We start from the raw sequence: 23,125 nt of genomic DNA on the forward strand, positions 1-23,125 counted from the left end.
ACGCCGCGCATTTCACGCCGGCCGCCCGGTCAGGTCTTGATGCCGATCCGGGCGAGGCGGGTCGCGGCGGCGGTGTTGAGCGCCCCGTCCGGCAGGCGGCCCTCGACGAGGGCGCGGACCTGTTCGACCGTGTCGTAGGCCTGGTGGGCGATCGCGGAGGGTGTGAGGCCGCCGACGTGCGGCGCGGCCATCACGTCGGGGCGCGCGGCGAGGGCGAGGCTCGGCTTCTGGTCGGGCGCGCGGCCGACATCGAGAGCCGCACCCGCGATGGCGCGGCGGTCGAGCGCGGCCGCGAGCGCCGCCTCGTCGACGAGATTGCCGCGCGACACGTTGATGAAGAAGGCGGACGGGCGCATCCGCGCGAAGGCGGCGGCGTTCATGAGGTTCTCCGTCTCCTCGGTCGCGACGGCGAGGCAGACGACGAAATCGGAGTCTGCGAGGAGCGTCTCGAAGGACACCTGGGTGAGGCCGGGCGCGTCGATCGTCTTGTAGGGGTCGGTGACGAGGATCGTCATGCCGAAGGCGAGGCCGAGCGCGGCGAGGCGCTCGCCGATCACGCCATAGCCGATGATGCCGAGCGTGGAGCCCTCGAGCTGGCGGCCCATGCGCCCGGCCGGCTCGCTGCCCGCGCGGTAGGCGGCGACATAATCGGGCGCGCCGCGGGCGAGGTCGAGCATGAAGCCGACCGTGAGCTCGGCGACCGAGGTGACGAAGCCCGGCGTTGCGCGGGTGACGAGGATGCCCGCGCGGCTCGCCGCGTCGATGTCGATGTTCCGCACGTCGACCGCGCAGCGCAGGAACGCGACGGGGTCGGGCGCGGCGTCGAAGAAGGCGGCGGGACCGGTGGTCAGTCGGTCGGTGAGGACGATGTCGCAACCCTCGGCGGCGCGCACGAAGGCTTCGCCTTCCAGCACGGCCTCGCTCTCGTGGAGGCGGACCTCGGCGATCTCGTGGAGCGCGGCGAGGGGGCCCTCGCCATAATAGCTCGCGCGCATCGTGGGCGTGTGGGTCAGCAGGACCTTCATGACGTCTCCTCGCCCCGCCTCACGAACGGGCCGGGTGGACGTCGCATAGCACGGGTGCTGTGCTTGCAAAGAAAAATGACCGCGACGGGATCCGTCGCGGTCACTCATGGCGGGCCGGCCTTGCGGGGTCGGCGACGCGGCGACAGGAGAGCCGGGCGTCGCCGAAAGGCGGCCCTGCCGAACCGGGCGCTCAGCGGCCGATCGTGTCCTTCAGGCCGTCCTGCTCGGCGCGCATCGCCCAGAGGGCCGAGCCCTCGGGCTTCACGATGTCACCGACGGTGAGGGCGGCGCCGGCCGCGACGTCGCGGGCAAGAACCTGGTCGACGGCCATGAAGTAGGGGATCGGCGCGTCGTCGGCGAGGACGGCGTTCGGCGACAGCTCGGGCTCGATCCCGTCGATCCGGTGGTGCGTGCCGAACTGGGTGAGGGTCTCGCCGGCCTTGAAGTCGCGCGCGGCGCGCATCGTGACGTCCGACACCGGGGCCGTCGTCTTCGATCCGGTCGAGAGGCCGAGCCGGTGCGGGACGAGCATCGAGAGCGGGGCCTCGGCGCCGAGGAGGTGGGTCGGGTTGTAGACGAGGACGTGCCTGGCGTCGCGGCTCACCGGGATGCCCTTCGCGCGGAAGAGCTCGCCCGTCTCGTTATCCGGCGCGGTGAGGACGGCGAAGACGCCGCCCGCCGCGCTGATCTCGTCCTCGCGGCGCAGGCAGTTGAAGATGTCGATGTGCCCGTCCCTGCCGAACACGCCGCCATATTCGGCCGCGCGATAGATGTCCGGCAGCTCCACCATGCGCGCCACGGCGGCGTGCATGCGCGGCCGGTCCGGGACGAAGCCGCTGGCGTTGGAGACGAGGCACATCTCGCAATAGTCGGGCGGGGTGCGCTGGGGGATCTTGGCGAGCACGGCCGAGCGCCAGGCGATCATCTCGGGGATCGGCCGGCCGCCGCCGTCCCAGATCTCGGCCGGGGCGGGGACGGCGATATCGAGCCCGCCCTCGCCGCGGACCATGCCGGTCTCCGGGTTCCAGACGAAATCGTGCTCGCTCGCCTTGCCGGCGCAGGCGATGTCGAAGCCGAGCGCGCGGGCGCGGGAGACGAGGCCGAGAAGGAGGCTCGGCTGGTCGCCGTCGACCTGGCTGAGGACGAGCCCCGCCTGCCGCGCGCGATGGCCGAGGAGGGGGCCGACGACGCTGTCGGTCTCCTTGTTCACGAGGGTGATGTGGCGCCCCTCGTCGATCGCGAGGGCGACGTTCACCGCGCCGACCGCGCCGTTGCCGGTCGCCTCGACGAGGACGTCGATGGGCAGCTTGATCGCGATCTCGGCGTTGTCGGTGATGACGGTCTTGCCCGCCTCGAGCGCGCTCTTGCCGGCGGCGAGGCTGTCGACCGCGACGATGTCGGCCGCGTCGATCCCGGCCGAGAGGCAGACCTTGCGGGTGCGCTCGAGGTCGATGTCGCACAGGACGCTGAGGTCGAGGAGGGGGATCCGGCGCGACTGCATCAGGAGCGTGCGGCCGAACTGGCCGACGCCGATCAGCGCGGCGCGGGTCGGCTTGTCCGACCCGGCGCTGTTGATGAGATGGTTGATATCCATCGGTCGGCTCAGATGTCTTCGACTGCGACCGCGCGGATCGGGGCGCCGTCGCTGTCGGGGATCTTCAGCGGCAGGCCGAAGAACTCGACCCGCTCCTTCGTGATCTCGGACATGTTGCACAGATACTCGAACATCGTGACGCCCTTCAGGAGGAGCTCGATGTGCGTGACATTCTCCTCGAAGGCCGGCTCGCGATCGCCGCTCACCATGTCGCGGATGCAGTGGTCCTGCGGGAAGTCGTAGGCGACGCCCTTCGGCGACTTGGCGAAGAGCCAGCGGCACGCCTCGGTCGTCATGTAGGGCGCGGTCGACCAGAATTCGGGCGTGTCGAGCGAGGCCTTCGTGTCCCAGGCGGACTTCAGGAGGATGATGTCGCCGGGGCGGATGTCGGCGCCGGTCTTCTCCAGCATGTCGGCCGTGACGGGCTCGTCCGGCTTGATCGCGGAGAGGTCCACCACGACCGCCGGGCCCCAGGTGGTGTCGATCGAGACGTCGTCCGTCGTCTTGCCGTTGGCGTCGAAGTGGCGGGGCGTGTCCATGTGGGTGAAGCCGTGGATCGGCCAGCCGAGCCACGTCACCTGCAGGTAGGAGCCGTTGCCGTGGCTGCGCACCTGCTTGCGCGTGACGCCCCAGCGGAAATGGTCCGTGCGGATGGGCGTCGAGAGGTCGATGAGGCGGCGTGTCATGGGGTCAACCCTCTTTCCGGGAAAACGAGGTCCGGCAGGGTGAGCGCCAAGGCCGGGACATAGGTGACGAGGAGGACGGCGCCGATCAGCACGGCGATGAAGGGAAGGCTCTCCTTGATCACCTTCTCCGGCGCGACGCCTGCGATGTTAGCGGACATGTAGATCAGGATGCCGATCGGCGGGGTGCAGAGGCCGATCAGCGTGTTCATCACGAACACGATGCCGAAGTGGATCGGGTCGATGCCCATCTCCACCGCGATCGGGAAGAAGATCGGCACCATGATCACCATGGCCGGAATGTTGTCGAGGAAGAGGCCGATGATCAGCAGCGCGATGTTGATGAGGAGCAGGAAGACCAGCGGGTTCTCGGAGACCGCGAAGATCAGCTTGGCGAGCGACTCGCTGACGCGGAAGTCCGCGATCAGGAAGGCGAAGAGCGAGGCCGCACCGAGGATGATGAGCACCTGCCCGGTGCCGACCGCGGCACGCACGACGCCGAGCCAGGTCTCGCGCCAGGTGAGCTCGCCGAGGACGAAGCGCCCGACGATGAAGGCGTAGAGCGCGGCGACGGCGCCCGCCTCCGTCGCGGTGAAGACCCCGCCGAGGACGCCGCCGATGATGATGACCGGGGCGAGGAGGGCGATCGCCGCGCGGCGGAACGAGCGCGCGATGTGGCCGATCGAGGGCCGGTCGTTGACCGGATAGCCGCGTCGGCGGGCGATGACATAGGCGACCGCCATGAGGCCGAGGCCGATGATGAGGCCCGGCACGATGCCGGCGATGAACATCTGCCCGACCGAGACCTCGGCGAGGAAGGCGAAGATGATCATGGGGATCGAGGGCGGGATGATCGGCCCGATCACGGCGGAGGTCTGGGTGACGGCGGCGGAGAAGGCGGCGCCATATCCGGCGCGCTTCATCGACGGGATGAGGACCGAGCCGAGCGCGGCCGTGTCGGCGAGGGCGGAGCCGGAGATGCCGGAGAACATCATCGAGGAGACGATGTTCGCCTGGGCGAGGCCGCCGCGAATGTGGCCGACGAGCGAGTCGGCGAAGTCGACGATGCGCTTGGTGATGCCGCCCGAGTTCATCCACTCGCCGACGAGGAAGAAGAAGGCGAGGGCGAGCAGCGGGAAGTTCTGAACGCCGGAGACGAAATATTGGGAGAGGATCTCGTCGGGCCAGAAGCCGCGATAGACGGCGATGGTGACCATCGAGGCGGCCAGCATGGAGAAGACCAGCGGCAGGCCGAGGAAGGTGAGGAGGAGCATTCCTCCGATGAGGAGAACGATATTCACGCGGGGGCCCCGTCTTCACGAAGGCCGTCGATCGTGTCGAGCACGATGCGCAAGGCCCAGAGCGGCCCCACGATCACCACCGGCATGTAGATCCACTTCTCGGAGAGGCCGGGGATGGAGATGTAGAAGTCGCTCGCGGTGAACGAGACCATCCCGATCGCGGACTTGGTGAGAAAATAGAGGACGGCGAGGCAGATCAGCGAAAGCAGGACCGACCAGGCCGCCCTCAGTCGGGGAGGAAACATCTTGACGAAGACGTCGACGCGGATGTGGACCGCGCGCAGCGCCGAGATCTGGATCATCCAGACCCACAGCAGCATGTTGACGTCTTCGGCCCAGGGCAGCGCGCCGCCGAGGAGATAGCGATTGCCGGTCGCGACCAGCGTGATGACGACGATGAGGAGGAGGAGAACGCCGAGAATGACATCGATCAGCATCGCCGGACCGCGTCGCCACAAGGGGCGATGGGGCCGGATGGTTGAATCGGTTGGGTCGCTCAAGGGGTTCTCCTTGGTTCGGACCGTCCGGCGCGGGGGCGCACGGCCCCCGGCGAGCGCGGGCGTCGGGGAGGGTTGGGCGCCCTCCCGGCCCGTCTACTGGCGCGCGGCTTCGATCGCGGTTGTCAGCTCGTCGCCGAACTCGTCCTCGTAGGCGGCCTTCACGTCGTCGAAGACGACGGCGCGGAAGGCTTCGCGGTCCGGGTTCTCGACGACGGCCATGCCGGCATCCTTCAGAAGCTGAAGGCGCTTCACGTTCTCCTCGGCGAGGAGGGCGCGCTGGTAGGCGGTCGCCTCCTTCGCGGCGTCCATGACGATCGCCTGCTCTTCTTCGCTGAGCGACTTCCAGCGGCCGAGATTCATGGTGACGACCATCGCCGTGTAGGCGTGCTGGGTCAGTGAGAGGTTGTTGGTGACCTCTTGGAATTTCATCTCGTAGACCTCGTTCACCGGGTGCTCGGTCCCGTCAATGACCTTGGTCTGGAGCGCGAGATAGACCTCGCCGAACGCCATCGGCTGCGGGTTCGCGCCGAGGAGCTGGAAGGCCTGGATGTGGGCCTTGTTGCCGGTGGTGCGGATCTTGAGGCCCGCGAGGTCGGCCGGCTCGTTGATCGGGCGGACCGAGTTGATCACGTTGCGGAAACCGATCTCCCAGAAGGCGAGGAGCTTCAGGCCGTGCTCTTCGAGGGTCGCGCCGATCTTCTCGCCGACCTCGCCGTCGAGGGCGCGATAGACGTGCTCGTGGTCGTCGAAGATGAAGGGGAGGTCGAGGACGTTCTGGACCGGGTTGAAGCCCGTGTACCAGGGATTGCCGTTCATCGTGATGTCGATGGTGCCGAGGCGGTTGCCCTTGATGAGGTCGCCGCCGCCGCCGAGCTGGCCGGCCGGGTAGAGCGCGATCGTGAGGTCGCCGCCGGACTTCTCCGCCACGATCTCGGCGAACTTCTCGGCCGCCATGTGGCCGTAGCTCTGCGGCGAGTTGGTGTGGGCGAAGCGAAGCTCGGCCGCGGCGGCCGTTCCGGTCGCGAGGCCGAGCGCGAGAAGGCCGGCCAGAAGTGTACGGGGTGAATGGTGCATCTGCTGTTCCCTCCTTCGGCGATTTGCGCCGCAATCTTGGACCGCATCGGTTGGTGCGAGGCAGCCTTGCGACGGGTAGCACGGTTTATTTGGTAGCGCTACCATTTTCCATGCGACATACTTCTCCTATTAAATTCATGCGCTTAACAAATGAATTGTCGGAGAACTGCCTCGGTGCAATCGGGCGGTCGACGCGGTCGGGTGGCTGCCTATATCCGCGTCATGTCGACTCTCTCACCACGAGCTCGAAGCCGACATCCACGCGCTTGCGCGCGGAGTCGGACCCGTGCCCGGCGAGCACAGCCTCGGCTGCGAGACGGCCGACTTCCTTGCGCGGAAGCCGGATCGTGGTGAGGGAGGGGAAGATCTCGGCGCTGAGATCGAGGTCGTTGAAGCCGATGATGGCGAGGTCGCCCGGCACCTGGCGCCCGCCGCGCAGCGCCGCGCCGACCGCGCCCACCGCGAGCTCGTCGTTCACGCAGAAGACGGCGTCGATCTGGACGGCGGAGGCGAGCATCCGCTCCATCGCCCGCGCGCCAGTCGAATAGCCGACGCGGCCCGGATGGTCGACATCGTAGACGAGGTCGAGCCCGCTCTGCGCGAGCACCTCGCGGAAGCCCGCGCGGCGGCGCTGGGCGCGGAAGTCGAGCGCCATCTCCGCGCCGATGAAGGCGATGCGGCGCCGGCCGCGCTCCACGAGGTGGCGCGCCGCCGTGCGGCCGACATCGATGTGGGAGATGCCGATATTGATGTCGATCGGGTCGTCGCCGAGCTCGAGCGCCTCGACCACGGGGATCTCGGCCTGGAGGAGCATTTCGCGCGTCGCGGGGTTGTGGTCGATGCCGGAGATGATGACCCCCTCCGGCCGCCAGCCGAGCACCTTGCGGCAAACCGCCTCCTCGTCGTCGAGGGAGAAGGAGGTGTTGGAGACCATGACCTGGTAGCCGTGCGGGGTGAGGACGGCGTCGGCCGCGCTCACGATCTCGCTGAAGACGCCGCTGGAGAGGGACGGGACGATCACCGTCACGAGGCGGGAGCGGGAGGAGGCGAGGGAGCCCGCCCAGCGGTTCGGCACGTAGCCGAGGGCGGTGACCGCGTCGTCGACGCGCTGGCGCAGCCGCTCGGAGACCGCGTCCGGCGAGTTGATCGCGCGCGAGACCGTCATGATCCCGACGCCGGCCTCGCGGGCGACGTCCTTCAACGTGACGGAGCCGCGCTTGCGGGCGCGCGGGCCATCCTTCGCGTCCGTCACCTCTTGGCGCCTCTCGGCCGCAGGACAGTCAAATTTGCACTACTCTCGATAGTTCACGTGTTGAGAATAGTGGAGATGCGCCACGGCGGGGCATTGCGCAAGCACGGAAGTTTCGCGCGGTAGAACGGCCGGGGCGTACCCCGGCCGCGTTTTGCCGATGAATTCGGCGCTTAGACGAGGAAATCGTCGACCGAGACCGATGCCGCGGCAACGCCGACGAGCTTGATCGAGCCGTCGTCGAGATCGCCATAGGAGACGATCGCGCCGCCGCCGGCCGCCGAGATCTCGACATCGCCCGGCTGAAGGTCGAGGGCGCGCAGGTCGAGCGTGTCGACGCCGACCTCGAAGCCGCGGACGAGGTCGTTGCCGTCATTGAGGCCGAAGACGTAGTGGTCGGGGCCGCGACCGCCGATCATGACATCGTCGCCGGCCTGGCCGACGAGCCGGTCCGGGCCGTTGCCGCCGACGAGGACGTCGTCGCCCGCGCCGCCGAACAGGGCGTCCTTGCCGTTGCCGCCGAACAGCCGGTCGTCGCCGTTCATGCCGGCCATGGTGTCCATGCCGTTGCCGCCGGACATGCGGTCGTCGTCGCCGCCGCCATTCATGCGGTCGTTGCCGTTCTGGCCGGTCATCCGGTCTTCTCCGGTGCCGCCGAACATGGTGTCCATGCCGTTGCCGCCCTTCACGAGATCATCGCCGGGCGCACCGGACAGGATGTCGTCACCGCTGCCGCCCACGACGACATCGTCGCCGCCGGCACCGACGACGCGGTCGTCACCCTGCGCACCGGCCAGCGTGTCGTCACCGGCCCCGCCACGCAGGACATTGTCGCCGGCATCGCCGCGCATGCGGAAGCCGAACGCGGACTCATCCGCCTCGACGGCGGCGAGCGCCATGTCGGCATCGGATTCCATGATCTCGCCCGCGGCGGCCGGCAGGAGCGGCGTGTAGCCGTTGACGCCGCCATCGACCTCGTTGCCCGTGCCTGCGCCCGCGCCGTCCGGCACGTCGACGCCGTGGAGCACGATCTCACGCAGGTCGAACGGCATCACGTCGTCGGCATCGTAGCTGCCGTTGTAGATCGTCGGGTCGGTGAGGTCGAAGGTGCGGACGAAATAGACGTTGCCGTTGGCGTCGGCGACGGGGGCGTCACCGGCCTCGTCCACGAGGGGGATCAGGATGTCGCCATAGGTCGCGGCGCCTTCGGAGACCTCGACATATCCGTCCCCGTCGGTGTCCTGCGCCAGCGTCGGCGTCATGGCGTCGGAGGGGCTGCCGTCACCGCCGAAGGTGCCGTGGATGTGCTGGAAGTGCGCCTCGTTGGGCGTCATCCCCTGCGCGGCGACCGCGACCGTGAGGGAGTCGCCGTTACGCAGCAGATAGGCGGTGCCGGTGGCGCCGGACTGGTTCAGGCCGGTCAGGTCCGTCACGTAGACGTCTTCGGCATTTTCAATGTTTTCCGACAGATTGTCGAAGAATAAGTGAGCCATTTGTTTCCTGCTTTGAATGTAGCGCGTCAGATTCATCGCGAATATTTCGAGCGATGCGCGCTGTTTTTGACCCGCAATTGTCTTTTGGTTTGCGGGTTCGCAGGGAGGTAACGAGTCGGGTTCGGAAAAAGATTTAGTTTTTTGAAAATAAAAACGATGTCTAACTATGTCTGATGGCCAGGAAATCGGTGATCGTTCCCGTGGATGCTGGCGATCTGCGCGTCAGAGCGGGGCATTTCTCGGGGGCGGGAACGAAAAAAAGCTGCCTCCGGAGAGGCAGCTTCGGTCCGATGCGCTCGCCGCGGCGGGGAGGCCCCGTCGCGGCGCGTCGTGTGTCGTCAGATCAGGAAGTCGTCGACCGAGATCGAGACCGCCGCGACGCCGACGAGCTTGATGGAGCCGTCGTCGAGATCGCCGTAGGAGACGATCGCGCCACCGCCGGCGGCGGTGATCTCGATGTCGACGGCCTGGAGGTCGAGGCCGCGCAGGTCGAGCGTGTCGACGCCCACCTCGAAGCCGCGGATGAGGTCGTCGCCGTCATTGAGGCCGAACACGTACTGGTCGGGGCCGTTGCCGCCGATCATTGTGTCATCGCCGGCTTGGCCGAAGAGCATGTCCGGCCCGTTGCCGCCGATGAGGCGGTCGTCGCCGTTGCCGCCAAAGAGGCTGTCCTTGCCGTTGCCGCCGACGACCACGTCGTCACCGGCGCCACCGTTCAGGAAATCCTTGCCGTTCTGGCCGACGAGCTTGTCGTCATCCGCGCCGCCGAAGAGGCGGTCCTTGCCGTTGCCGCCCTTCATGAAATCGTCGCCGGGGCCGCCGGCCATCGTGTCGTCGCCCTGTCCGCCGATGAGGGCATCGTCGCCGCCCGCGCCGACGAGGCGGTCGTCGCCCTGAACGCCGATCAGCGAGTCGTCGCCGACGCCGCCGCGAAGGACATTGTCGCCCGCATCGCCGCGCAGGCGGAACCCGACATCGGCGTCCGCCTCCGCCACGACAGCGGTCGAGTCGGCGTCATATCGGTTGTTGAAGGTTAAGTTGGCCATGGGTTTCCTACTTCAGACAAAGCGCAGCCAATTCGTTGGGTTGACGCACGATATTGGGCGCTGGGTGGCCCGCTTTCTTGGATGTCCGGAGCGGGCTGCAGGGGGTAACGGCCGAGATCAGGAAAAGGATCTCTTCAGAAATGAATTAATTCTATTCGGACCCGGTTCAGCGCCAGAAACCGACCCTGGCGGGCGGTTTTGCCGGCGAATGACGTCTTGACGCAGCGGCGCGTCGGGACCGGCAAACGAAAAAGGCCGCCTCGGGGGCGGCCTTGGTCGCTTCGCTCGTCCGGTCGGATCAGTGGCGCGTCGTGTTCGGCGGGCTCTTCGGTGTGCGGGGCGAGCGGCGCGGGGTGCGCGGCTTGCGGGCCGGGGCGTGGATCGGATCGGGGGTCGGGTCGGCCTCCGCCTCGGCGGCCGCGTCGGACGCCTCATGCGGCAAACTCGGCGCGTCGGGCGTCGTTGAGGCGGTTGGGCGGACGGGCGGCGTGTCGTCCACGTCCGGGCCCAGCGCCTCCTCGATCATGCCGATCGTCTTGCGCTCCGTCGTCTCGGACGCCTCGCTGGAGTTGGCGGCCGCGGGGACGGAACCGTTGGTGCCGGGCGCGTGAGGCTGGCTCGCGGCCGGGAGGGCGCGCATCGCGCTCGCGGCGGCGGCCTGCATCGCCTCGGCGGCGGCTGCGGCGGCCTGCGAGGCGGTGCTCGCCGGAAGCGGTCCTTCTTCCACCTCGCCGCGCGTGTCGCGATAGTCCCAGCGGTTCACGAAGTCGGTGATGCGCGGCGCGATCTCGTTGCGGAAGCGCGAGCCGTTGAAGACGCCATAATGGCCGACGCCGAGCTGCATGTAGTGCTGGTGCTTCTCGGGCGGCAGGTGCGGGGTCAGCCGGTGGGCGGCCTTCGTCTGGCCGATGCCGGAGATGTCGTCCTTCTCGCCTTCCACGGTGAAGATCGGCGTGCGGCGGATGCGCGAGGGGTCGACCGTCCAGTCGCGATGCTTCATCTCGCCCTTCGGCAGGGCGTGGCGCAGGAACACGACGTCGACCGTCTGCAGGTAGAACTCGGCGGTGAGGTCCATGACGGAGAGATATTCGTCATAGAACTCGCGGTGCTTCTCCGCGCTGTCGCCGTCGCCCTTCACGAGGTGGTCGAAATAGTCGTAGTGGGCGGACAGGTGCCGGTCTAGGTTCATGGTCATGAACCCGGTGAGCTGCAGGAAGCCCGGATAGACCTGGCGCATGAAGCCCGGATAGGGCAGCGGCACGGGCATCACGACATTGCGGCGGAACCAGTCGAGCTCGTGCTTGGCCGCGTAGGTGTTCACCTCGGTCGGGTTCTCGCGGGTGTCGATCGGGCCACCCATCAAGGTAATCGATTTCGGAAGCACGGGTGAGCCGCCGGCCTCCATCAGCGCGGTCGCCGCGAAGACGGGCACGGCCGGCTGGCATACCGCGACCATATGAAGATCGCCGTTCATGAACTGCGTGATGTCGATCAGGTAGTCGATATAGTCGTCGAGGTCGAAGCTGCCGTAGGCGATCGGCACCATCCGCGCGTCGGCCCAGTCCGTGATGAACACGTTGTGGTGCGGCAGGAGGGCCTGCACCGTGCCGCGCAGGAGGGTCGCATAGTGGCCGGAGATCGGCGCGACGATGACGACATTGGACTGCTTCGGGGCGCTCTCGGGCAGGTCACGCTTGAAGTGGAGGAGGCGGCAGAAGGGGCGCTCCCAGACCACTTCCTCCTCGACATCGACCGTGACACCGTCGACCTCGACCGTCTCGATACCGAACTCGGGTTTCCCGTAGCGGCGGGTCAGCCGCTCGAACACGTCGCCCGCAGCGACGATTTGCCGACCCATCTCGGTATGGGCAAACGGGTTAAGAGGGTTCTTGTAGTAGAGCCGGATCGCGTCGTTTATGGCTCGTGCAGGGCTGAGGAAGGCGTGGTTCCACTCATAAAACTGGTAGTACATGGTAGCCTCGTAGGTGTTGAACGCGCCGCCGAGAGTTGCTGCTCTGCCCTGCTGCACTGCAGCATATCGCGCGGCTTGGCCCGGTTGGCAAGCTGGTATGATCTCTCGACGGCAAGGGTCTAGTTAACTGAATGAGCGATGCAGCGGTTCCCGCGTTCGAGGAACGGGTGGTACGGGTCCGCACGTTGCTCTTGCTGCGTTGGCTCGCAATTCTGGGCCAGCTTGCCGCAATTTTGTTCGTTTCCGTTGGACTGGAATTTACCATGGCGACGAGTGCCTGCCTCGGCCTCGTCGCGCTTTCCGCATGGTCCAACGTGTTCCTTCGGCTGCGGTTCGCAGGCAACCGCCGCATGTCGGAGGAGTGGACGGCGTGGGTGCTGGGGTTCGACATTCTCCAGCTTGCGGCACAGCTTTGGCTGACGGGCGGTCTCACGAACCCGTTCGCACTTCTGATCATCGCGCCCGTGATGGTATCGGCCACCACCCTTTCGGCCGGCCGGACGATTACCCTTGGCGCTCTCGTGCTGCTGTCAGCAACGTTGCTCGCCATCTTTCACCTACCGCTCCCCTGGTATGTCGGAGAAAGCTTTACCCCACCTTTCCTTTTCGTGGGTGGTGTATGGTTAGCACTTGTCTGCAGCCTGCTTTTTATGGGCACGTATGCTTTTCGTGTCGCAGAAGAACGGCGCCAGCTCGCCGACGCGCTGAGCGCGACCGAGATCATCCTGACGCGTGAGCAGAACCTCCAGGCGCTCGACGGGCTCGCTGCCGCCGCCGCGCACGAGCTCGGCACCCCGCTCGCGACCATCTCGGTGGTGACGCGCGAATTGGAGCGGGAGATGGACCCCGCCTCGCCGATCGCGGACGATATCCGCCTCCTGCGCTCCCAGTCCGAGCGCTGCCGCGAGATCCTCAGCAAGCTGAAGACGCTCGGCGAGGACGATGAGAGCCCGCTGACGCGCCTCAACGTCCACGCCCTCATCGAGGAGGTGGTGGCGCCCCATCGCGGGACCGGGATCGAGATCAAGATCACGATGGCCGGGCCGGAGGACGACCAGCCGATCGTGAATCGCAACCCCGCGGTCCATTACGGGCTCGGCAATCTCGTGGAGAACGCGGTCGATTTCGCGCTGACCCGCGTCACCGTGCGGGCCGAGTGGGACATGCAGCGCCTTTCCATCACCATCTCGGACGACGGGCCGGGCTTTCCGGACGACGTGCTCGACCGGCTCGGCGACCCCTTCATCAGCCGGCGGAACGCGGCGGCGCGCGGCGGCGGGCTCGGCCTCGGCATCTTCATCGCGAAGACGCTACTGGAGCGGACCGGTGCGTCGGTCGTGTTCCGCAAGGGGCCGGGCGCGACGGCCGTCGTCACCTGGTCGCGGGACGTCCTGTCGGGGGTGCGATCGACCGAACATTAAATTTCTGCAATAAATCAGCGCGAGCGATCCTGCGTGCCTAACTTAAGTCTGACTGAGTTTGTTGAGAGGACCACTTGATGGATGCGCTGGTGCAACCGACGCCGACAAAAACCGTCTCTGGCGGGCGGCTTCTGATCGTCGATGACGACGCGGCGTTCGGCCAGCGTTTGGCGCGGGCGATGGAGAAGCGCGGCTTCGTGACGGATGTCGCGGAGAGCGCCCACGACGCCAACCTGATCGCGGACCGCAATCCGCCGGACTACGCGGTGGTCGACATGCGCCTCGGCGACGGCAACGGGCTCGAGGTCGTGGAACGACTTCGCCGCCGCAAGCCGGACGCGCGCGCCGTCATCCTCACCGGCTACGGCAACATCGCGACCGCCGTGACGGCCGTGAAGCTCGGCGCGGTGGACTATCTCGCGAAGCCCGCCGACGCGGACGACGTGTTCGCCGCCCTCACCCGCGAGGGTGCCGAGCGTCCGGACCCGCCGGAGAACCCGATGTCGGCCGATCGCGTCCGCTGGGAGCACATCCAGCGCGTCTACGAGATGTGCGACCGGAACGTCTCCGAGACGGCGCGCCGCCTCAACATGCACCGCCGCACCCTGCAGCGGATCCTCGCGAAGCGCGCCCCGCGCTAAACGCTCGACACGAGCGGCGGCACGCGTGCTTCTGACGCTTGCCGTCGCCGGCTACCGCTCGCTACGCGACGTTGTCCTGCCGCTCGACCGGCTGACCGTCGTCACCGGCGCCAACGGCTCCGGAAAATCCAGCCTCTATCGATCGCTCCGCCTGCTCGCCGATGTGGCGCAGGGCCGGGCCGTCGCGTCCCTCGCCTCCGAAGGCGGCCTCGGGTCCACGCTCTGGGCGGGACCGGAGGCGTTTTCGCGCGCCGTGAAGGCGCGTGAGGCGCCGGTCCAGGGCACGGTCCGTCGCGACCGCGTCGCGCTGAAGCTCGGCTTCGCGTCGGAGGATTTCGGGTACGCCATCGATCTCGGCCTGCCGGTGATCACACGCTCGGCCTTCGCCCGCGATCCGGAGGTGAAGGTGGAGGCGGTCTGGGCGGGGCCGGTCCTGCGCAAGGCGAACACGCTCGCCGAGCGCAAGGGCGCCGGCGTCACCGTTCTGAAGGCGGAGGGCGGGCGCGAGACGATCATCACGAGCCTTCCCCCGTTCGAGACGATGATGATGCACGCGGCCGAGCCCGGCGGCACGCCGGAGCTTCTGGCGCTGCGCGAGCGGATGCGGGCCTGGCGCTTCTACGATCATCTGCGCACCGATCGCGACGCGCCAGCCCGCCAGCCGCAGATCGGGACGCGCACCGTCGCCCTCGCGGAGGACGGGCGCGACTTCGCCGCCGCGATCCAGACGATCCGCGAGATCGGCGACGCGGACGGGCTCGACGCCGCGATCGCGGCGGCCTTTCCGGGGAGCGCCGTCGAGATCGCGGAGAGTGACGGCTATTTCCGCCTCGCGATGCGGCAGGAGGGGCTCCTGCGCCCGCTCCAGACCGCGGAGCTTTCGGACGGGACGCTGCGCTTCCTGCTCCTGGTGGCGGCGCTCCTCACCCCGCGCCCGCCGCCGCTCCTCGTCCTCAACGAGCCGGAGACGAGCCTTCACCCCGACCTCGTCGCCCCGCTCGGGCGGCTCGTCGCGGCCGTGTCGCGCGAGACGCAGGTCATCGTGGTGACGCACAACGCCCCGCTCGTCGAGGCGCTGGCGGGGGAGGGCGCGCTCGTCCATCGGCTCGAAAAGTCGCTCGGCGAGACCGAGATCGCGGGGATCGATCCGCCGCGCTGGGCCTGGCCCTCGCGCGGTTGAGCCGTCATGACCGCCCGGTCCGCTCCGGCATCCGCTCCCATCCCATGTTGATCACGGCCCGCATCGCCGCGTCGGCGGCCGCCTCGTCGTGCGCCTCGATCGCCGTCGCGATGGCGCGGTGGGCCTTCGCGACGGCGAGGGCGAAGGGGCGTTCGCCGGCGGGGGAGGAGTTGCGCAGGATCTGCGTGAGGGCCGCCTCGATGAGGTTGCCGGCCGAATAGAGAAGCGGGTTCTTGGTCGCGTCGAGGACGGCGAAGTGGAAGTCGAGATCGACGAGGGCGAAGCTCTCGTCGGTGTGCGGCTCGGCGAGGCGGTCGGCGAGGGTGAGGAGGGTCTCGATGTCGTCGGCGTCGGCGTTCCGCGCGGCGAGGCGGGCGGCGGCCGGCTCGAACGACAGGCGCATCTCGTAGATGTGGGCCATGAATTGCGGGTCGATGCCGGTCTCGAGGTGCCATTTGAGGACGTCGGCGTCGAGGAAGTTCCACTCCTTCGGGTTGGTGACGCGCGTCCCGATCCGTGCGCGCGGGACGACGAGGCCCTTCGCCGCCAGCGTCTTCATCGCTTCGCGCAGGACGGTGCGGGAGACCTGGAAGCGCTCGCCGAGCTCGGCGTCGCCCGGCAGCGTCGCGCCCACCTCGTAGATGCGGCCGACGATCGCGCGGCCGATGCCGTTGACGACGTGGGAGTGGCTCGTCTTCGGCGCCCGCCGGGAGATGACCGCGCGCAACATCCTCTCAGGTCGCCTCCGCCGTACGCATCGCGTGCCGCCCGGCGCCGCGCGCGGTCCTTGCCGGGATCCTGCGGAACGACAGCACGGCGGCGCGACCGCGCGCAACAATGATGCGTGTGCAGGCAACAATAAAATTATGCGTGCGCCAAAATTCTGAGGCCGCGCCGGTGGCCGGACGGCGCGCGGCGGAGCGGGCTGTCATGGCGCGACGAGCGGACCCGTCCCCGGCGCAAGGGATGTTGTCACGTGTCTCTCCTGGCCGCGCCGTGTCGTGGCGGCCAGAAGGAAAAACATCATACAATACGACTATTGTAAATTGCCGCGTGTCGCGGATGTCCGCGGAGGTCGTGGTTCGCGCCGGCCGTCAGATATCCTTCAGGAGGCGCAGCGAATCGTAGACGGCGGCGTGGATGTTGCGGCTCGACACCGCGTCGCCGACGCGCCACAGGCGGTAGCGCCCCTCGGGGTTGCGCACCACCTCCTGCGGACGGCCTGCGAGGAGGGCGCGGTGGTCGATCTCGCCGCGATTGAGCGATGCCTCGCGCAGCGCGAAATAGAGCTCGTCGAGCGGCTGGGTGCCGTTCTCGATCACCACCTGGTCGGCCTCGCGCACGATCGTCCGCTTGCCGTACTCGTCCTCGAAATGGGCGGAGAGGCGGTTGCCGACGCGGTGGAGGGCGACGAGCTTGAGGTTCAGCGTCACCTTCACGTCGTGCTCGGAAAAGATCGCGAAATAGGGCGGGAAGGACGTGCCGCCGACCTCCGGCCCGAGGATCCGCTCGGGCGTGATGATCTCCACCTCCGCGCCGGCCTTGGCGAGGAATTCGGCCGTGGTGAGGCCCGGATGGGCGCCGTTGTCGTCGAAGAGGATGACGGACTTCGCGGGCTTCACCGCGCCCGAGAGGATGTCCCAGGACGAGGTGGCGAGCCCGTCGCCGGCCTCGAGGAAGGAGGCGTCGGGCATGCCGCCGGTCGCGATCACAACGACGTCCGGCTCCTCGGCGAGGACGTCCTCGGCCTCGGCATAGGTGTTGTAGCGGAACTCGACGCCGAGGCGCTCGCACGTCGAAACGCGCCAGTCGACGATGCCGAGGATCTCGCGCCGCCGCTTCACCGAGGCGGTGAGGCGGACCTGTCCGCCCGGCGCGTCCTGCGCCTCGAAGAGGACGACCTGGTGGCCGCGCTCGGCCGCGACGCGCGCCGCCTCCAGCCCCGCGGGCCCCGCGCCGACGACGACGACGCGCTTCGACGGCCCCTCGCTGCGCGCGATGATGTGGGGCATGGACGCTTCGCGCCCGGTCGCCGCGTTGTGCACGCAGGCGGCCTCGCCGTTGTAGATTGAATCGATACAATAACCCATGCCGACGCACGGCCGGATGGTCTCTTCCGTCCCCGCCACGATCTTCGCCACGATGTGCGGATCGGCAATGTGCGCGCGGGTCATGCCGACGAGATCGAGCTTGCCGCTCTCCACCGCGTGGCGCGCCGTGGCGACGTCCTGGATGCGGGCGGCGTGCATGGTGGTGATCCTCGTCTCGGCGCGGACCTCACCGGCGAAGTCGAGGTGCGGGGCGGAGCGGGCGCCCATGCCGGGGATCACCCGCGAGAGGCCTTCCTCGCTGTCGATGTGGCCGCGGATCACGTTGACGAAGTCGATCTTGCCGGAGGTCGCGAAGCGGCGGGCGATCTCCAGCCCCTCCTCGCGGTCGATGCCGTTCTTGAGATCCTCGTCGCAGACGAGGCGGATGCCGACGATCATCTCCGGTCCGACGCGCTCGCGCACGGCGTCGAAGACGCGCCAGGCGAAGCGCATCCGGTTGTCGAGCGAGCCGCCATACTCGTCGTCGCGGTGGTTGGTGACGGGCGACAGGAACTGGTCGACGAGGTGGCCGTAGGCGTTGATCTCGATGCCGTCGAGCCCGGCGGCCTTCACCTTCTCCGCGCCGTCCGCATAGGCCTCGACCACGCGGTCGATGTCCCAGTCCTCCATCGCCTTCGGATAGCAGCGATGGGCCGACTCGCGGATGGAGGAGGGGGCGAGGGTGGGCAGCCACTCGGCGCGCGACCAGTAGGTGCGGCGGCCGAGATGGGTGATCTGGATCATCACCGCGGCGCCGTGTTCGTGGCACTCGTCGGCGAGGCGGCTCAGCCAGTAGACGGACTCGTCGCGGAACAGCTCGATGTTGCCGAAGGATTGCGGGCTGTCCGGCGCGACGACGGTGGAGCCGCCGATCATGGTGAGGCCGATGCCGCCCTTCGCCTTCTCCACGTGATAGAGGCGGTAGCGGTCCTTCGTCAGGCCGCCCTCGGTGTAGGCCGGCTCGTGCGCGGTGGAGATCAGGCGGTTCTTCAGCGTCAGGTGCTTGAACTGGTAGGGCTGGAGAAGCGGGTCCTGGCGGCCGGTCAGGATGGTCTGCGACGTCGAGCCCGCGGGCCGTTCGATCGCGTCGCGGAGCGGGGCGTTGCGGAGCTGCACGGGCGATTCCTCGCGTGTTAGCGGTCGAGCACGACGTCCGTTTCAGGGCGGCTCGAGCAGGGTAGAATAAAACCGCGATCGATCTCGCGTTGGCGAAGGGCGGTGGTCGCGCTCATCGTGACCGTGCCGGACACCTTGAGGCTCTTGCAGGTGCCGCACTCGCCGCGCGCGCAGGAGGACGGCATCGCGATGCCGGCGGCCTTGGCGGCGGCGAGGATGGTGGTGCCCTGCGGGCAGTCGAAGCTGCGGCCGGAGCGGGCGAAGGTGATGCGGCGCGCGGGGAGGGTGGAGTCGCCCGCCATCTCGCCTTCCGTCACGCCGAAATCGAACGATTCCTCGAAATAGCCCGTCGACGGGACACCGAGGGCGGCCGTCGCGACGCGCATCGCGGCCATGAAGCCCTCCGGCCCGCAGCACAGGACCGTGCGGTCGGCGCAGTCGGGCACGAGGCGGGCGAGGGCGTCGGCATCGAGCCGGCCCTTCTCGCCGGCCCATCCGTTCACCGGGCGGCTCGGCACCATGAGGACGCGCAGGCGCGGCAGGCGGCGGGCGAGCGCGGCAAGCTCGGCCGCGCCGATGAGGTCCTCCTCGGTGCGTGCGGCGTGGAGGAAGACGGCGTCGAGGTCGATGCCGAGATCGGCCGCCGTGCGCACGATCGCCATCATCGGCGTGATGCCGCTGCCGGCCGAGAGGAGGAGATAGCACTCGGCGGGCGCCGTCGCGGGGCCGAAGCGGCCGGCGGGGCCGAACCCCTCGACCACGTCGCCGGGGTGCAGCGTGTCGTGGAGGTGGCCCGACATCACGCCGCCGGGCTTGCGCTTCACCGTGATGATGATCGCGCGATCGCCCGCGGCGGACGAGGTGATGGTGTAGCTGCGCTCGACGCCCGCGCCTTCGGTGCGCACGGTGAGATACTGGCCCGGCTCGTGGGTGATGCGCGACCCGTCCTCCGGCTGGAGCAGGAAGGAGCGCACGTCATGCGTCTCGTCCCACGCGGCGCGGCAGACGAGGCGTCCCCACCGGTCGGGCCGCCACGCGCCGCGGCGGGCGGGGGCCGCGAAAGGGTTCATCGGACCGTCAGCGCCCGTAGCCGTGCGCGCTCATCCGCTCGACGTACCAGGTGATGAAGTCGTCGAGCTGCTTTTCGGTGAAGCGCGAGTAGGGGCCGGGGCGGAAGCCTGCGCTCTGCACGCCCTGCTGGGCGAGGGCGACGAGATCGGCGTCCTGCTGGTTGGTGGCGAGCCACACGGAGGTGAGGGTCTCGAGGTCGTAGTCGACGCCCTCGACCGCGTCCTTGTGGACGAGCCACTTGGTGCGCACGAGCGTCTTGTCCGGTCCGAGCGGGAACATCGTGATGACGACCGCGTGGTCGCCCATCATGTGGTTCCAGGAGTTGATGCCCCAAAGGTGCGTGTCGCCCGTGCCCTTGCCGACAGTGCCGAGCGGGATCTGGCAGGCGGCGCGCGCATCGGGCGTCTGGCTCTCGCCGGCGCCGGCGATGATGAGGCGCTGGGTGCGGAAGTTGGTCGCGACGCCGACCGTGTGCTCGACGGCGGCCGACGGCAGGCCCGCCTCTTCCCAGGCGGCGGTCTGGCGGGCGTAACGGTCCGCGAGTGCCTCGGCCTCGGCCTTCTCGGACGGGGAGAGGTCGGCGGGGTCGAAACCGAAATCGGTCGCGAAATAGGAGACGCAGAGCTCGGGGTGGTTCGCCTCGCAATGGTAGCACTCGCGATTGTTCTCGATCACGAGCTTCCAGTTGCCGTTCTCGACGATGTCCGTCTCGTAGGCGATGCGGGTGTTGGCGAGGTCGTAGGCGGCGAGGCGGGGGGCCATCACGCGGTCGAGCTCGTCGATGTCGGCGGGCGGGGTGTCGGAGAGGCACGCATAGAGGATGCCGCCGACATTGCGCAGCGCCACCGGCTTCAGGTGGTGCAGGCCCTTGTTGAAGTCCTGGCCCATGTGGGGGGCGCTGAAGAGGTCGCCCGTCAGCTCGTAGGCCCACTGGTGGTAGGGGCAGACGAGCTTGCCGACGATGGAGCGCCCGGCTTGCACGAGGCGCGAGCCGCGATGGCTGCACACATTGTGGAAGGCGCGAACGGTCTCTTCCTCGTCGCGCACGATGACGATCGAGGAGCGGCCGATATCGACGGCGTAGACGTCGCCCGCCTCGGGCACATCCGCCTCGACCGCGACGGCCATCCAGTGCTGATGGAAGATGATGTCGAGGTCGGCCTCGAACACGTCGGCGCGGGTGTAGAGGCCGGCCGGCAGCATGTGGCCAGGCTCCCGCGCGCCGATGAGGGAGGCGATGACAGCGCGAGACGCGCCGTCCTCGGAGAGGTCGTGCAGTTGGTGGAGCATCAGCCGGCCGCCATCGAACAGAGACACAACGGGCGCCACGCGGCGCATACTCCGAAGAATTGAATGAAGTCCAGCCTGCGCTCAAGAGCATAAATTCTGACGGGAATGGATAATGTCAGATCATGCATCGGGGTGCATACGCCCGCGTCATAGGCAGAGTCCCGCTTCCATCGGATGCATTGAGGTTATGCCTTGGGCAATTTGCCGCCGAAGCCGTTGCTTGCGGCGTGTGCAGGCGCCCAAGCAACGATCAAATATTCGGGCCGGATCGCGAGTCTTTCCTGCCAGGGCCGGCCTTCGCCGCGCTCGGCCGCGAGGGTTTCGGCGCGTTTCACCGCCTTGCCCTACGCGAAAGTTGGGTTCAGCATAACAGAGGATTATGTATCGCCGGCGAGACGGCGGCGGAGGGAGGTGCAGGGCGGATGGCGACGTTCAAGCGCAGCGTGCCTTCGCTCGGGACGCTAGCGGTGTTCGAAGCGGCGGCGCGGCTCGGCGGCTTCACCAAGGCGGCGGACGAGCTCGGCGTGACGCAGGCCGCGGTCAGCCGCCAGATCCGCTCGCTGGAGGACGACCTCAACACGCCCCTCTTCGTGCGCGCCCACCGCAAGGTGCAGCTGACACGCGCCGGGCGCGTCCTCGCCGAGGCCGTCGGCCAGTCCTTCGAGCGGATCGCCGACGCGATCGAGGTCGTCCGCAACCCGACGCCCGCCCAGGCGCTCACCGTGTCGACGACGCTCGCCTTCTCCCACTTCTGGCTCCTGCCGCGCCTGCCCTCCTTCCGCACCGAGCATCCGGAGCTGGAGCTGCGGGTGATCTCGCAGGACGCGCCGGTGGACCTGCGCGATGGCGGGGTCGACGTGCTCCTGCGCTTCGGCAAGCCGCCCTTCCGCGACGGGACTGTCCTCGCCTCGCATCCGGAGACGGCCTATCCGGTGTGCAGCCCGGAATTCGCGGCGAGCCTGCCGCCCGACTTCGACATCTCGCGCCTGTGCGAATTGCCGCTGATCGAGATCGACCCGGCCGAGCCGACCTGGCTCACCTGGCCCCAATGGTTCGCGATGGCCTCGCTGAAGCGCCCCTCGCGCCGCAGCGGCCTGCGCTTCAACCACTATAGCGACGCTGTCTACGCCGCGATCAACGGCGAAGGGGTGACGCTCGGCTGGCACCGCCTGCTGGAGCGCCCGCTCGCGGACGGACGCCTCGTGCCGCTCGGCGACGTGAAAGTCGATCCGGGCGACGGGCACCATGTCGTCGTGCCCGACAACAGCACCGGCGAGCCGGCCGTGCAGGCCTTCGTCGCCTGGATCGAGAGCTGCTTCGCCTCAGACGGCTGAGCGCGTCTCGGGCGCGCCCTGGCGGTGGGTGCGGCGCCAGGCCTGCGGGGTCATCCCCTCGGCCGCGCGGAAGGTGCGCACGAGGTGGGAGACGTCGCAGAACCCCGTCTCGGCAGCGATGCGGGTGATGCTCTCGCCCGGATCCTGGAGGAGCTGCTTGACCTTGGCGAGGCGGATGGCGCGCGCCGCCTCGTGCGGGGAGAGCTTCAGCGCGTCGGCGAAGCGGCGCTCCAGGGTGCGGCGGTTGACGTTGAGGCGCTGGGCGAGCCGCGTCACGGTGAGCGGCGCCTCGATCGTCTCGCGCATGACGACGAGGGCGCGGCGCACCAGCTCGTCGCGCGTCGTGAGGTCGAGCGGCACCGGCTGCGGCCTGTCCGGCGCCAGCGCCTCCTCGATGATCATGATGTTGAGGCTCTTCTTCGCCGCCACGCGGCCGACATGCTTCTCGACGAGATAGGCCGCGAGATGGGCCGAGCTGACGCCGCCAGAGCAGGTGAGGCGGTCGCGGTCGACGACGAAGATCTGGTCGGCGACGGGCTCCAGCCCCTCGAACTCCTCCAGGAAATCCTCGCGGTGGAACCAGGAGACGCAGCAGCGATAGCCGTTCATCAGCCCCGCATGGTGGAGGATGAAGGCGCCGGTGCAGATGCCGACGAGCGGCACGTCCGCCGCGGCCGCCGCCTGGAGGAAGGCGACCACCTCGCGCCCCACGGGCTCGACCGCGCCGATGAGGCCGCCGACGACGACGATATAGTCGAACCGCGACGGGTCGCCGAGCCGCGCGTCCGGCTGGACGCTGAGCCCGCAGCTCGACCGCACGGGGTTCATCGTTGCCGAGAGGACGTGCCAGCGGCAGAAGATCGGGCGCGAGCGGTCGCCCTCGTCCGCCGCGAGGCGCAGGACGTCAACGAAGTTGGCGAAGGCCGACAGGGTGAAGCGATCGGCGAGGATGAAGCCGATCGACAGGCGCGGTTTCGGATCGGAACCCACCATGGAGAAACTCCGGCCGAGGTCGGACTATGTCGCAAATTTCATGTGGTTGCGA

The 23,125-nt window shown here is 68.4% G+C and carries 19 protein-coding genes; 4 read left to right on the forward strand and 15 right to left on the reverse strand.

Going from position 1 to position 23,125, the window contains the following annotated elements; translation table 11 throughout:
• Window positions 1-29 precede the first annotated feature (29 nt).
• The 10 genes from DBV35_RS21435 to DBV35_RS21480 form a co-directional block, all read right to left on the reverse strand.
• Window positions 30-1,025 carry an NAD(P)-dependent oxidoreductase gene (locus tag DBV35_RS21435; RefSeq protein ID WP_108662410.1) on the reverse strand — a complete coding sequence of 332 codons (996 nt, stop codon included), beginning with the start codon at window positions 1,023-1,025 and terminating at the stop codon, window positions 30-32.
• Between the two features lie 190 nt (window positions 1,026-1,215).
• Window positions 1,216-2,619 carry a hypothetical protein gene (locus tag DBV35_RS21440; protein ID WP_108662411.1) on the reverse strand — a complete coding sequence of 468 codons (1,404 nt, stop codon included), beginning with the start codon at window positions 2,617-2,619 and terminating at the stop codon, window positions 1,216-1,218.
• Window positions 2,620-2,627: 8 nt separating this feature from the next.
• A complete protein-coding gene (locus tag DBV35_RS21445; protein ID WP_108662412.1) occupies window positions 2,628-3,305 on the reverse strand; it encodes a cyclase family protein in 678 nt (225 codons plus the stop codon).
• Window positions 3,302-4,603, reverse strand: coding sequence for a TRAP transporter large permease (locus tag DBV35_RS21450; protein ID WP_108662413.1), 1,302 nt, complete (start codon window positions 4,601-4,603; stop codon window positions 3,302-3,304). The genes DBV35_RS21445 and DBV35_RS21450 overlap by 4 nt, the downstream gene beginning before the upstream one ends.
• Complete coding sequence (locus DBV35_RS21455) at window positions 4,600-5,040, reverse strand: TRAP transporter small permease (protein WP_108662414.1); 441 nt, start codon at window positions 5,038-5,040, stop codon at window positions 4,600-4,602. Before DBV35_RS21455 ends, DBV35_RS21450 begins: the two co-directional genes overlap by 4 nt.
• Before the next feature lie 156 nt (window positions 5,041-5,196).
• Entirely contained in the window at window positions 5,197-6,177 is a 981-nt protein-coding gene (locus tag DBV35_RS21460) for a TRAP transporter substrate-binding protein (protein ID WP_157961897.1), read from the reverse strand.
• A 220-nt stretch (window positions 6,178-6,397) separates the two neighbouring features.
• Entirely contained in the window at window positions 6,398-7,429 is a 1,032-nt protein-coding gene (locus tag DBV35_RS21465) for a LacI family DNA-binding transcriptional regulator (protein ID WP_108662416.1), read from the reverse strand.
• Window positions 7,430-7,599: 170 nt separating this feature from the next.
• The gene (locus DBV35_RS21470) at window positions 7,600-8,919 is read right to left on the reverse strand and encodes a calcium-binding protein (RefSeq protein ID WP_108662417.1); all 1,320 of its coding nucleotides are present in this window, start codon (window positions 8,917-8,919) and stop codon (window positions 7,600-7,602) included.
• 338 nt (window positions 8,920-9,257) lie between these two features.
• Window positions 9,258-9,965 carry a calcium-binding protein gene (locus DBV35_RS21475; protein ID WP_108662418.1) on the reverse strand — a complete coding sequence of 236 codons (708 nt, stop codon included), beginning with the start codon at window positions 9,963-9,965 and terminating at the stop codon, window positions 9,258-9,260.
• Between the two features lie 298 nt (window positions 9,966-10,263).
• Window positions 10,264-11,937 (reverse strand): polyhydroxyalkanoate depolymerase, encoded by a 1,674-nt coding sequence (locus tag DBV35_RS21480; RefSeq protein WP_108662419.1) that lies wholly within the window; start codon window positions 11,935-11,937, stop codon window positions 10,264-10,266.
• A 131-nt stretch (window positions 11,938-12,068) separates the two neighbouring features.
• Here DBV35_RS21480 and DBV35_RS21485 point away from each other — a divergent pair, with 131 nt between their 5' ends.
• From DBV35_RS21485 to DBV35_RS21495, 3 genes are all read left to right on the forward strand, one after another.
• Window positions 12,069-13,358, forward strand: a complete 1,290-nt coding sequence (locus tag DBV35_RS21485; RefSeq protein WP_108662420.1) for an ActS/PrrB/RegB family redox-sensitive histidine kinase — start codon at window positions 12,069-12,071, stop codon at window positions 13,356-13,358.
• Between the two features lie 77 nt (window positions 13,359-13,435).
• Window positions 13,436-13,999: an ActR/PrrA/RegA family redox response regulator transcription factor gene (locus DBV35_RS21490; protein ID WP_108662421.1), complete on the forward strand. Its 564-nt coding sequence runs from the start codon at window positions 13,436-13,438 to the stop codon at window positions 13,997-13,999.
• 25 nt (window positions 14,000-14,024) lie between these two features.
• The gene (locus DBV35_RS21495; RefSeq protein WP_108662422.1) at window positions 14,025-15,179 is read left to right on the forward strand and encodes an AAA family ATPase; all 1,155 of its coding nucleotides are present in this window, start codon (window positions 14,025-14,027) and stop codon (window positions 15,177-15,179) included.
• A 4-nt stretch (window positions 15,180-15,183) separates the two neighbouring features.
• On the opposite strand, the gene DBV35_RS21500 is transcribed toward DBV35_RS21495, so the two are convergent.
• The 4 genes from DBV35_RS21500 to DBV35_RS21515 all read right to left on the reverse strand — a co-directional run bounded on the left by DBV35_RS21500 (window position 15,184) and on the right by DBV35_RS21515 (window position 20,746).
• A complete protein-coding gene (locus DBV35_RS21500; protein ID WP_108662423.1) occupies window positions 15,184-15,909 on the reverse strand; it encodes a FadR/GntR family transcriptional regulator in 726 nt (241 codons plus the stop codon).
• Window positions 15,910-16,273: 364 nt separating this feature from the next.
• Window positions 16,274-18,316: an NADH:flavin oxidoreductase gene (locus DBV35_RS21505; RefSeq protein ID WP_108662790.1), complete on the reverse strand. Its 2,043-nt coding sequence runs from the start codon at window positions 18,314-18,316 to the stop codon at window positions 16,274-16,276.
• Window positions 18,317-18,402: 86 nt separating this feature from the next.
• A complete protein-coding gene (locus DBV35_RS21510; RefSeq protein ID WP_108662424.1) occupies window positions 18,403-19,455 on the reverse strand; it encodes a flavin reductase family protein in 1,053 nt (350 codons plus the stop codon).
• A 7-nt stretch (window positions 19,456-19,462) separates the two neighbouring features.
• Window positions 19,463-20,746, reverse strand: coding sequence for an aromatic ring-hydroxylating oxygenase subunit alpha (locus tag DBV35_RS21515; protein ID WP_108662791.1), 1,284 nt, complete (start codon window positions 20,744-20,746; stop codon window positions 19,463-19,465).
• A gap of 422 nt (window positions 20,747-21,168) precedes the next feature.
• Between DBV35_RS21515 and DBV35_RS21520 the strand changes: the two genes are divergently transcribed.
• Window positions 21,169-22,080, forward strand: coding sequence for a LysR substrate-binding domain-containing protein (locus DBV35_RS21520; protein WP_108662425.1), 912 nt, complete (start codon window positions 21,169-21,171; stop codon window positions 22,078-22,080).
• Here the strand turns inward: DBV35_RS21520 and DBV35_RS21525 are convergent.
• Window positions 22,069-23,073 (reverse strand): GlxA family transcriptional regulator, encoded by a 1,005-nt coding sequence (locus DBV35_RS21525; RefSeq protein WP_108662426.1) that lies wholly within the window; start codon window positions 23,071-23,073, stop codon window positions 22,069-22,071. The genes DBV35_RS21520 and DBV35_RS21525 overlap by 12 nt on opposite strands.
• Window positions 23,074-23,125: the final 52 nt, after the last annotated feature.

The organism is Acuticoccus kandeliae, assembly GCF_003073115.1.

Excerpts from the sequence above, each read along its gene's own strand:
- DBV35_RS21435 (WP_108662410.1), bottom strand. The coding sequence starts at position 1,025 with ATGAAGGTCCTGCTGACCCACACGCCCACGATGCGCGCGAGCTATTAT.
- DBV35_RS21440 (WP_108662411.1), bottom strand. The coding sequence starts at position 2,619 with ATGGATATCAACCATCTCATCAACAGCGCCGGGTCGGACAAGCCGACC.
- DBV35_RS21445 (WP_108662412.1), bottom strand. The coding sequence starts at position 3,305 with ATGACACGCCGCCTCATCGACCTCTCGACGCCCATCCGCACGGACCAT.
- DBV35_RS21455 (WP_108662414.1), bottom strand. The coding sequence starts at position 5,040 with ATGCTGATCGATGTCATTCTCGGCGTTCTCCTCCTCCTCATCGTCGTC.
- DBV35_RS21460 (WP_157961897.1), bottom strand. The coding sequence starts at position 6,177 with ATGCACCATTCACCCCGTACACTTCTGGCCGGCCTTCTCGCGCTCGGC.
- DBV35_RS21470 (WP_108662417.1), bottom strand. The coding sequence starts at position 8,919 with ATGGCTCACTTATTCTTCGACAATCTGTCGGAAAACATTGAAAATGCC.
- DBV35_RS21475 (WP_108662418.1), bottom strand. The coding sequence starts at position 9,965 with ATGGCCAACTTAACCTTCAACAACCGATATGACGCCGACTCGACCGCT.
- DBV35_RS21480 (WP_108662419.1), bottom strand. The coding sequence starts at position 11,937 with ATGTACTACCAGTTTTATGAGTGGAACCACGCCTTCCTCAGCCCTGCA.
- DBV35_RS21485 (WP_108662420.1), top strand. The coding sequence starts at position 12,069 with ATGAGCGATGCAGCGGTTCCCGCGTTCGAGGAACGGGTGGTACGGGTC.
- DBV35_RS21490 (WP_108662421.1), top strand. The coding sequence starts at position 13,436 with ATGGATGCGCTGGTGCAACCGACGCCGACAAAAACCGTCTCTGGCGGG.
- DBV35_RS21500 (WP_108662423.1), bottom strand. The coding sequence starts at position 15,909 with ATGTTGCGCGCGGTCATCTCCCGGCGGGCGCCGAAGACGAGCCACTCC.
- DBV35_RS21510 (WP_108662424.1), bottom strand. The coding sequence starts at position 19,455 with ATGAACCCTTTCGCGGCCCCCGCCCGCCGCGGCGCGTGGCGGCCCGAC.
- DBV35_RS21515 (WP_108662791.1), bottom strand. The coding sequence starts at position 20,746 with ATGCTCCACCAACTGCACGACCTCTCCGAGGACGGCGCGTCTCGCGCT.
- DBV35_RS21520 (WP_108662425.1), top strand. The coding sequence starts at position 21,169 with ATGGCGACGTTCAAGCGCAGCGTGCCTTCGCTCGGGACGCTAGCGGTG.
- DBV35_RS21525 (WP_108662426.1), bottom strand. The coding sequence starts at position 23,073 with ATGGTGGGTTCCGATCCGAAACCGCGCCTGTCGATCGGCTTCATCCTC.